The sequence below is a fragment of the Neisseria sp. P0021.S006 genome, assembly GCF_051956895.1.
The window spans coordinates 1-2,485 of sequence record NZ_JBQCWZ010000131.1 but is presented as its reverse complement, the minus strand read 5'-3'; the positions used below and the strand labels follow the sequence as shown (position 1 = coordinate 2,485).

Sequence of the window (2,485 nt, the reverse complement as noted above, 5' to 3'; positions counted from 1 at the left end):
AGTGAGTTCAATACTAGTCTGTTTCTTTTTAACAAACTTTTCAGACGGCCTTTTGAAGATAAAAAAGCAGTCGGACTTTATGGATGCTTTTCTCTCAACGGATCAGCGTATTTCCGTTAAAATACGCCTTCTTTTCAGATTCGAAACATTGCCATGCGCCTTACCCACATTAAACTCTCCGGCTTCAAATCTTTTACCGACCCGACCACGATTCATGTTCCGGGGCAGCTTGTTGCGGTTATCGGGCCGAACGGCTGCGGCAAGTCGAATGTGATTGACGCGGTGCGCTGGGTGTTGGGAGAGGCTTCGGCGAAGCAGCTTCGCGGCGAGAGTATGCAGGACGTGATTTTTAACGGTGCGGCAACGCGCCGTCCTGCGCCGAGAGCTTCGGTGGAGCTGGTGTTTGACAACAGCGACCACAGTTTGCAGGGGGCGTGGGGGCAGTATGCAGAGGTGAGCATCAAGCGGCAGCTGACGCGTCAGGGCGAATCGACTTATTTCATCAACAATCAGACCGTGCGCCGCCGCGACATTACCGATTTGTTTCTGGGTACGGGCGTGGGCGCGCGCGGTTATGCCGTTATCGAACAGGGGATGATTTCGCGCATCATCGAAGCGCGGCCGGAGGAGTTGCGCGCCTATATCGAGGAGGCGGCGGGCGTGTCCAAATATAAGGAACGCCGCAAGGAGACGGAAGGTCGTCTGAAAGACACGCGCGAGCATTTGCAGCGTTTGGGCGATTTGCAGAACGAGTTGGCGCGTCAGGTGGAAAAGCTGGAAAAACAAGCGGAAACCGCCGAACGCTACAAATCCCTGACCGCGCAGTTAAACCAACAACAGGATTTGCTTGATTACGCGCAATGGCAGCAATCGCTTGCCGCCGCCGACAAGGCGACCGCGCAGCATCAGTCTTTGCAGGCGCAGCAGGACGAAACCGCCGCGCAGGTTCAGGCGTTAAACGACGAAGTACACGCCTTGCAGACCGCCGAGCAGTCGCAGCAGCAGGCGGTACACGAATTGAGCAACAAACGCGGCGTGTTGCGCGAGCAGATTGCCCGTTTGGAAGAACAAATCCGCCATCAGCAAAACCTGCACCAACGCATCGAACGCGACAAGCAGGCGGCGCAGGCGCAGTTGCAGCGCATCCATCAAGAGCAGCAGCAAATCTGCGTCAAGCTGGAAGAAAACGAGTTATACGTCGAAGAAAAGCAAACCGAATTGGCGGAATGGGCGATGCAGGTTGCTGAACACGAAGAGCGTCTGCCCGAATTGGAAGAAGCCCAAGCCACGCTTAACGCCGCCTTCCAAACCCAGCAGGACGAGGCAAACCGCATCCGCCGCGAACTGGCGTTGAAGCAGCAGCAGCTTGCCCATGCCGAACAAACCGTTGCCAAGCACGAAGAGCGCAAAGGCCGTCTGAAGCAGGAAAACCAAGCCCTGAACCTGCCCGACGAAGCCGAAACCACAGCCGCGCAGGAAGCCGCCGCCTTGTTGCAAAGCCAGCAAGAGCATTACGAAGAGCAAATCATTGCCGCCGAAGAAGCCTTACACGCCGCCCGCGAGGCGTTTCAGACGGCCTCAAACCGCTTCCAAAGCCTGAAGCAGCAACACATCACCTTGCAGGCGCAGCAGCAGGCATTGTCGCAAATCCTGTCGCAACAGCAGGAAGCCGCCGACTTCTGGCAGGCAACCGACCACGCCGCCGCGCCGCAGCTGTGGCAACACATCACCGCGCCCGCCGAGTGGCAGCACGCCTTGTCCGTCATCCTTGCTGAACGCCTGCATGCCCGCGCCGTGCCGCACGGCTTCGTTCCCCCCGCACCTTTGCCGCAGGGGCAGGCGGCATGGCTTTCAGACGACCTCTCCGGCGGCTTCAAAAAATCCCTGCCCGTACAGGCATTGTTGAACCAAATCCAAGCGCAGCCGCCGTTTCAGACGGCATTGCACCACTGGCTCGACGGCGTATTGTGCGCGCCCGATTTGAGCTACGCCCTCGCGCATCAAAGCGATTTGGGCGCCCACCAAATCTGGCTCACGCCCGAAGGCCATCAGGTCGATAAAGTCAGCGTCCTGCTCTATGCCAAACCCGCGCAGGAAAGCCTGATTGCCCAAAAAGCCCGTCTCGACGGCATTGCGTCCGAACTGGAAAACCTCGCCCCCGAACTCTCCGCCGCCGAAGCCTCGTTCAAACAGGCGGAGGCAACCGTGCGCTCGTCCGAAGTGCAACATAAAAACCTGATGCAGCAGCAACAGCAGCATACGCGCCAATACAGCCAAGCGCAGCAACGCGCCGCCGAACTTTTAGCGCGCACCAACCAAGGGCAAATCCGCCGCGAACACATCGAGCGCGAACTGGCGCAGTTGGCGGAAGAGCAGACCGTGTTGCAACATACTTCAGACGGCCTTGCAGACGACATCGTTACCTTGCAAGAGGCCGCCGCTGAACTCGAACACCAGCAGCAAACCACCGCACACAGCCGCCAAG

Annotated in this window: 1 protein-coding gene; it reads left to right on the top strand. The window is 58.3% G+C overall.

The window, feature by feature from the left end; translation table 11 throughout:
- Positions 1-153: 153 nt before the first annotated feature.
- The coding region (gene smc, locus ACTHUM_RS11510; protein WP_440402927.1) for a chromosome segregation protein SMC at positions 154-2,485 on the top strand (2,332 nt) is incomplete at its 3' end.